This window comes from Mesorhizobium sp. M2A.F.Ca.ET.067.02.1.1, assembly GCF_004023285.1.
In the GTDB taxonomy this organism is placed as follows: domain Bacteria; phylum Pseudomonadota; class Alphaproteobacteria; order Rhizobiales; family Rhizobiaceae; genus Mesorhizobium.
Genome location: NZ_RZSB01000276.1, coordinates 1 through 7,088, shown reverse-complemented (window position 1 = coordinate 7,088; position 7,088 = coordinate 1). Strand labels below are relative to the sequence as shown.

The window sequence follows — 7,088 nt, the reverse complement described above, 5'->3', positions numbered from 1 at the left end:
GTTCCGGCCCGGCGACCCGGTAAGCCTGCTCTCCTTGCTCAAGCATCCGCTGCTCGGGCTCGGCCTCGAACGCTAGGCCGTGCGCAAGGCGGCCGAGTTGGTCGAGCTGGTCGCCTTGCGCGGCGGCACGGGCCGGCCGGATGTCGCATCGCTCGGCGCGCTTTTCGAGACGCGACTCGCGGAGCTGAGCGGCGATACGAGGCAGCCTTTCTGGTTTTCGCGGCTCACCGTGCGCGGCATCGAGCAGGCGCACGGCATACTTAGCCGCCTTACCAAGGCGCTCTCGCCGCTCACCGCTATGCGCGACGAGAAAGACGCCGATATCGCGACGCTGACCAGCGCAAGCGTCATCGCGCTGGAGGATCTCGGCCGCGCCGCCGATGGCAGCCTGGCGGAACTCTATGCCGGCGATGCCGGCGAGAAACTCGCCGAACTTTTGCGCGGACTGGTGGCGGCGTCCTCGCCCTTCACTTTCGCCGCCTCGGAATGGCCCGACGTGATCGAGGCGCTGATCGCGCCGGAGACGGTGAAGCCGGGGCAAGGCACCGACCGCAACATCGCCATCTGGGGCGCGCTGGAAGCGCGATTGCAGAATGTCGACATGCTGGTCATCGGCGGGCTCAATGAAGGGGGCTGGCCGCGCAAGCCCGATAGCGATCGCTTCATGTCGCGGCTGATGAAGACCGGCATCGACCTCGAACCGCCGGAGCGGCGCATCGGCCTTGCCGCGCATGATTTTCAGATGGCGATGGGCGCGGCGGAAGTGTTGCTGACACGGTCGGCGCGATCCGGCGATGCGCCGGCGGTGCCGTCGCGCTGGCTGCAGCGCATCCTGACCTTCATCAGCAAGGAGCCGGCGGCGGCCCTTCGCGGGCGGGGCGACGCGCTGCTTGGCTGGGCGCGCGCGCTCGATGCCGGCGAGAAGAAGGATTTCGCCGCCCGCCCGCAGCCCAGGCCGCCGCTCAGCATGCGCCCGCAGCATTTCTCGGTCACCGAGATCGAGACGCTGCGCCGCGACCCCTACGCGGTCTATGCGCGGCGCATCCTGGGGCTCTCGCCGCTCGAGCCGTTGATCCGCGATCCGGGCGCCGCCGAACGCGGCACGCTGTTCCACGAGATCCTGCATCTGTTCTCGCGGCGGGTGGAGGATCCAAGGGCGCCGAATGCGCTCTCGAGCCTCATCGAAGCCGGCCGTCTCTGCTTTGCCGAGGCAAAGCTTCCGCCGGACATCGAGGCCATCTGGTGGCCGCGTTTCGAAAAGCTCGCCGAGAATATCATCGAATGGGAGCATACCCGCGCCGATGCGGTCGCGAGGCGCTATGCCGAGGAACGCGCCGACAAGACGGTGGTCGGCCGCACCGGCGTGACGCTGTCGGGCTATGCCGACCGCGTCGACCTGCTGGCCGGCGGCATGGCCGACATACTCGACTACAAGACCGGCTCCTCGCCCTCGAAAGCGCAGGCGCACACGCTTTTGTCGCCGCAGCTTGCGCTGGAAGGCGCGCTGCTCAGGCGCGGCGCGTTCAGGGAACTGGGTATCCGCGAGCCCTCGCAGCTGGCCTTCGTGCGGCTGAAGCCGAATGGCGAGGTATTCGAGGAATCGATCCTCGAATACAACCGCAAGCCCCGCACCGCCAACGATCTCTCCGAGGAAGCCTGGGCGCGGCTAGAGCGGCTGCTGTTCCATTATGCCGACCCGACCACCGGCTATCTGTCGCGCGCCCTGCCCTTCCGCGAGGGCGAGGCCGACGGCGATTACGATCATCTGGCGCGCGTGCTGGAATGGTCGGCCGGCGGCGCCAGCGAAGACGAGGCGGAAGGATGAAATATCCGATCCCCTCCGATACCGCCGCCAGCCAGGCGCGCGCCTCGGATCCTGCCTATTCCGCCTGGGTGTCGGCCAATGCCGGCTCCGGCAAGACGCATGTCCTGGCGCAGCGCGTGATTAGGCTCCTGCTCAACGGCACCGATCCGTCGAAGATCCTGTGCCTGACCTACACGCGGGCTGCCGCCGCCAACATGTCGAACCGCGTGTTCTCGACCCTGTCCGAATGGACAGCGCTGCCCGATGCGGAGCTGGCGGTCAGGATCGCGGCGCTGGACGGCCGCGGCGCCGACCGCGACATGATGCGGCGCGCGCGCCGGCTGTTCGCCGAGGCGCTGGAGACGCCGGGCGGGTTGAAGATCCAGACCATCCACGCCTTCTGCGAATCCGTGCTGCACCAGTTCCCGCTCGAAGCCAACATCCCGGCGCATTTCGAGATGCTCGATCCGCAGATGGAGGCCTCGCTGTTCGCCGATGCCCGCCGCGACATGATCTCGGGCGCTGGCGCCGGCGTCGAAGGCCTGGCGGAAGCCTTCGCCACGGTGCTGGAGCGCGGCGGCGAGTTCGGTCTCGATTCCCTGCTTGCCGAGATCGTCGGCAAGCGCGACGAGTTGCGCGATTTCATCGCCAAGCTCGGCAGGGATCGGGATTTCCGGCCGCTCTTCGCCGAATTCGGCTTCAGGCCGGGACAGACGGCCGAGGGCATCGCCGCTTCGCTATGGCCGCTGCCTGGCTTCGACCCCCGCCAGTTCGCCGAATTCGCGCATGCCGCCGAAGCCGCCGACGCGCGGCAGGTGCTGAACAACGTCATCCCCTATGCACGGGGCGCCTTCGCCGAAGCCGACCCGATCCGCCGGCTGCGGCTGCTGGCAAAGGCCTTTCTCAAGGCCGACGGCGACCCCTATGAGCCGCCCAAGATCTTCAAGAAGGCGCTGGTCGACCGGCTACCGGATCTGCCGGACCGCTATCTGGCCGGGGCCAAGGCGATCCTCGACGTGTCGGACCGGCTGGCGCTGTTCCGCATGCTGGAAGGCACGGCGGCGGCGCTCACCGTCGCCGGCTGGCTGATCGCGCGCTACGAGCAGTTGAAGCGCGGACGCGGCTTCCTCGACTTCAACGACCTCATCACCCGCACCGTGAGCCTGCTGTCACGGCCCGATGCCGGACCATGGGTGCAGTTCAAGCTCGACCAGGGCATCGATCATATCCTGCTAGACGAGGCGCAGGACACCAGCCCGGACCAATGGGAGGTGGTGAAGAAGCTGACCGAAGAGTTCTTTGCCGGGCTCGGCCAGCGCGAGGCAGTCAGGCGCACGGTGTTTGCCGTCGGTGACGAGAAGCAGTCGATCTACTCCTTCCAAGGCGCCGCACCCGACTCCTTTGCCGAAAGCCGGCTATTGTTTGCCGGCCGTGTGCGCGACGCCGAAGCCGCCTTCGCCAATCTCAAGCTCACCTGGTCGTTCCGGTCGAGCGACGATGTGCTGGCCGCCGTCGACCGCGTCTTCGCGGAACCCGGCGTGCGGCGCGGCATCAGCCACGATCCCGATCCGCTCAGCCACAAGGCGATCCGCATCGACGCGCCGGGCTATGTCGAGGTGTGGCCTTCGGTCGGCGCCGAAATGGTCGAGGAGCCGGACGATTGGACGCTACCGGTCAACCATGCCAGCGCGCCCGCCGTGCGCGTCGCCGAGCATGTCGCCACGACCATCCAGACCTGGCTCAAGCAAGGCGAGATAATCGAAGGCAAGGGCCGGAAGCTGACCGCCGGCGACATCCTGGTGCTGGTTCGCAAGCGCGACCGCTTCGTCCATGCGCTGTCGCGCAGCCTGAAGAACCGGCAGATCCCGGTCGCCCGCGCAGATCGGCTCAGCCTGCCCGGCCATATCGCGGTGCAGGACCTGATCGCGCTCGGGCATTTCCTGATCCAGCCGGAAGACGATCTTTCCCTGGCCGCGGTGCTGCGCAGCCCGATCTTCGAGGTCTCCGAGGAGACGTTATTGACGCTTGCCGGCCAACGGCCGAAGGGCCAGTCGCTGATTGCCTCGCTCAGGCATCACGCGGCCGAAGATGTTTCCCTCGCCGCTGTCGTTAGCCGGCTCGATGGCTGGGCAACCGAGGTCGCGTTCAAGCCGGTGTTCGAATTCTACGCCGCGGCGTTGGCGCGTGACGGGCTGCGCCGCAAGATGACGGCGCGGCTGGGGCCCGAGGCCGGCGACATCCTCGACGAATTCCTGAGCTTTTGCCTGGCCGAGGAACGGACCGGACTGCCGGGGCTGGAATCCTTCCTCTCGACGCTGGAGAACGCCGGCCCCGAGATCAAGCGCGAGATGGACCAGACGCGCGACGAGGTCCGCGTCATGACCGTGCACGCCGCCAAGGGCCTGGAGGCACCAGTCGTCTTTCTGGTCGACGGCGGCTCGGCGCCGTTCAGCGACCAGCATCTGCCGCGGCTGATGCCGTTCGAAGGCTCGGGGACGCAATGGAAAGGCAAGGGCTATCTGTGGCGCTCGGCCAGCGATGTCGCCAACGGCGTCTCGAAGGCGGCGTCGGTGCGGGCGCGCGAGCTGGCGGACGACGAATACCGGCGGCTGCTCTATGTCGGCATGACGCGCGCCGAGGACCGGCTGATCGTCTGCGGCTATCACGGCAAGCGGCAGCCCAGCCCCGGCACCTGGCATTCGATCGTCAGCCGCGCGCTGCTGGGCGCGCCCGAGAGTTCCGAGCGGCGGCATCCGGCGACGGCCGATGTGGCCGTGCATCGCTTCCATATGACGAAACTGCCGCCGGTGGCGCTGGCAGCGGGCGAAGCCGAGCATAAAATCGAGCATGCCGCGCCGCTGCCGGACGAGCTGTTCCGGCCGTTGCCGCCCTATGAAGACCTGCCGCGGCCGCTTTCGCCCTCCGGCGCTTCGGCCTTGATCGAGGAAGCGCACGACGCCATCCCCGATACGCGCTCGCCGGTGCTCGACGCTGCCGCCGAGCCCGGCTTCGCCGTCGTGCGCGGCCTTGCCCTGCACAAATTGCTGCAGATGCTGCCCGGCATCGCCGAGGCGGAAAGGCACGGTGCGGCCGAGCGCTACCTGGCGCGCACCGGCGCAGATTGGCCAGATGGTGAGCGCGACAGGGCGTTGGACGCGGTGCTCTCCATCCTTTCCGACGACCGCTTCGGCGCGTTGTTCTCGCCGTCGTCCCGCGCGGAAGTCGCGATCATGGGCAGCCTGGAGGTGAAGGGCAGGCTGCGTTCCATCTCCGGCAAGATCGACCGGCTGGCTGTCACCCCGCAAAAGGTGTCGATCGTCGACTACAAGACCAACCGGCCGGCCCCCAAAGACCTGGCCGAAGTGCCGCCGGCCTATGTGCTGCAGCTTGCGCTCTATCGCGCGCTGCTTGAGCCGCTCTATCCGGGACGCGCGGTGACCGCGGCGCTGCTCTTTACCGAGGCACCGCGGCTGATCGAGCTGCCGGCCAGGGCCATGGACGATGCCCTTGCCCGACTCACGGGAGCGTGACACAAGAACTGCTTGAACATCGCCGCCACAACCACCACATTTGGTGCAACCCGAGTTTTCGAAAGGATTTCAGCATGGCCACCGTCAAGGTCGACAATGGCAATTTCCAGGCCGATGTGCTCAACGCCAAGGAGCCGGTCGTGGTGGATTTCTGGGCCGAGTGGTGCGGCCCGTGCAAGATGATCGGCCCGTCGCTGGAAGAGATCGCCAAGGAGCTCGGCTCCAAGGTGAAGATTGCCAAGCTCAACATCGATGAGAATCCGGAGCTTGCCGCGCAGTTTGGCGTGCGCTCGATCCCGACGCTGATGATCTTCAAGGGCGGCGAAGTGGCCGACATGAAAGTGGGCGCCGCGCCGAAGACGGCGCTGTCGCACTGGATCAACGGCGCCATCGCCTGAGTCAATCCGAAAGGTTCAAGATCAAGCCCGGCCATCGCGCCGGGCTTTTCTTTGGCGCCATCGCTCATGGCGCCCTGGCCCTGACGTTCGCGCCCGCCATCTCCTCTTCTACAGGAAAAGGAGAACGCCATGACCGGAACAGCCAAGGCCACAGTCCATGTCGACAATGAGCGGGTGATCGTCACCGAGTACCGCTTCGCGCCCGGCGCCAACACCGGCTGGCACCGCCATGGCCACGACTATGTCGTCGTGCCGCTGATGGACGGCAAGGTGAGGCTGGTGACCAAGGACGGCGAATCCTTCGCCGAAATGAAGAAGGGAGCGCCCTATTTCCGCCGCGAGGGCGTTGAGCACGACGTCATCAACGCCAATGACGGCGAATACGCTTTTATAGAGATCGAGCTGAAGTAGGCTTGGGTCACCAGTCGACGACGCGATCGCCGCCGGTGAACTGCGCGCTTTTTGCGGTGGATTCGAACAGCTCGATCCTCACGCCGTTGGGATCGGTGATCCAGGCCTGAAAAGTGTCGTCGCAGGCGAGCTTCTTCGGCGTCACCTCGACGCATTTCGAGCGGATATGGGCGATCGCAGCCTCGATATCTTCCACTTCCAGGCAGAAATGGTTGATCTGGTTACGGTCGCCGTCGCTGGCCTCGGTCTTCTCAAACACCTCGACATGGCTGCGGCCGCGGCAGTTGAGATAGAAGCCGAAAATCCTGCCGTCGCGCAGGAAATTGAACCTTGTGTCCATGCCAAGCACGTCGCGATAGAAGGAGCGTGTCGCCTCCAGGTCGTGCGCGAAGATGCAGACATGGGCGAGCTGCCTGACTTTGATCATGGCCGGTTCCTTTCGGCCCCCGCCGAATCCGCAGCGCTATCTTGACCCGGCCTCAGGTCGGAGGCGTGCCGTTTTCGGCCAGCACGGCGCCGGCGAAATAGAGCGAGCCGCCGATGAGAATGCGCGGCGCCGGGCCGTCCCAGGAGTCGCGCAAGAGCATGAGGGCGCTGGCGACGGAGCTGACCGGCTCGGCCGACAGGCCGGCCTCTTCCGCCCGCAATGCCAGCTCGTCGTTGGGAACGCCGGCATCGCTGTTGCTTACCGGCACGGTGTAGACATGGCGGGCAAGCCCCTTGAAGGCGCTGAAATAGCCGGTCTGGTCCTTGGTGTTGATCATGCCGGAAATCAGCACCAGCGGTCTCGGATTCTTCTCCTCCTGCTCGGCCAGCGCCTCGGCGATGACGATGCCGGCGCCGGGATTGTGGCCGCCGTCCAGCCAGATATCCGCGCCCTTCGGAGCCAGATCCACCAATTTGCCCTGCGTCAGCTTCTGCATGCGTGCAGGCCAGGCGCTGTCT

General features: G+C 66.5%; 4 protein-coding genes and 2 pseudogenes. 4 read left to right on the top strand and 2 right to left on the bottom strand.

Annotation, left to right across the window (positions count from 1 at the left end; translation table 11 throughout):
• From addB to EOA28_RS19010, 4 genes and pseudogenes are all read left to right on the top strand, one after another.
• Nucleotides 1-1,825, top strand: a pseudogene (gene addB / locus EOA28_RS19025) (double-strand break repair protein AddB); the annotation flags it as partial.
• A complete protein-coding gene (gene addA / locus EOA28_RS19020; protein WP_127251482.1) occupies nt 1,822-5,334 on the top strand; it encodes a double-strand break repair helicase AddA in 3,513 nt (1,170 codons plus the stop codon). The pseudogene addB and the gene addA, both read left to right, overlap by 4 nt.
• A gap of 74 nt (nt 5,335-5,408) precedes the next feature.
• Nucleotides 5,409-5,732: a thioredoxin gene (gene trxA / locus EOA28_RS19015; RefSeq protein WP_112129004.1), complete on the top strand. Its 324-nt coding sequence runs from the start codon at nt 5,409-5,411 to the stop codon at nt 5,730-5,732.
• 129 nt (nt 5,733-5,861) lie between these two features.
• Entirely contained in the window at nt 5,862-6,143 is a 282-nt protein-coding gene (locus EOA28_RS19010) for a cupin domain-containing protein (RefSeq protein ID WP_095819107.1), read from the top strand.
• A 7-nt stretch (nt 6,144-6,150) separates the two neighbouring features.
• Here EOA28_RS19010 and EOA28_RS19005 read toward each other — a convergent pair whose 3' ends face one another.
• A complete protein-coding gene (locus EOA28_RS19005) occupies nt 6,151-6,570 on the bottom strand; it encodes a VOC family protein (RefSeq protein WP_128315151.1) in 420 nt (139 codons plus the stop codon).
• 52 nt (nt 6,571-6,622) lie between these two features.
• Nucleotides 6,623-7,088: pseudogene (locus EOA28_RS19000) on the bottom strand (bifunctional folylpolyglutamate synthase/dihydrofolate synthase); the annotation flags it as partial.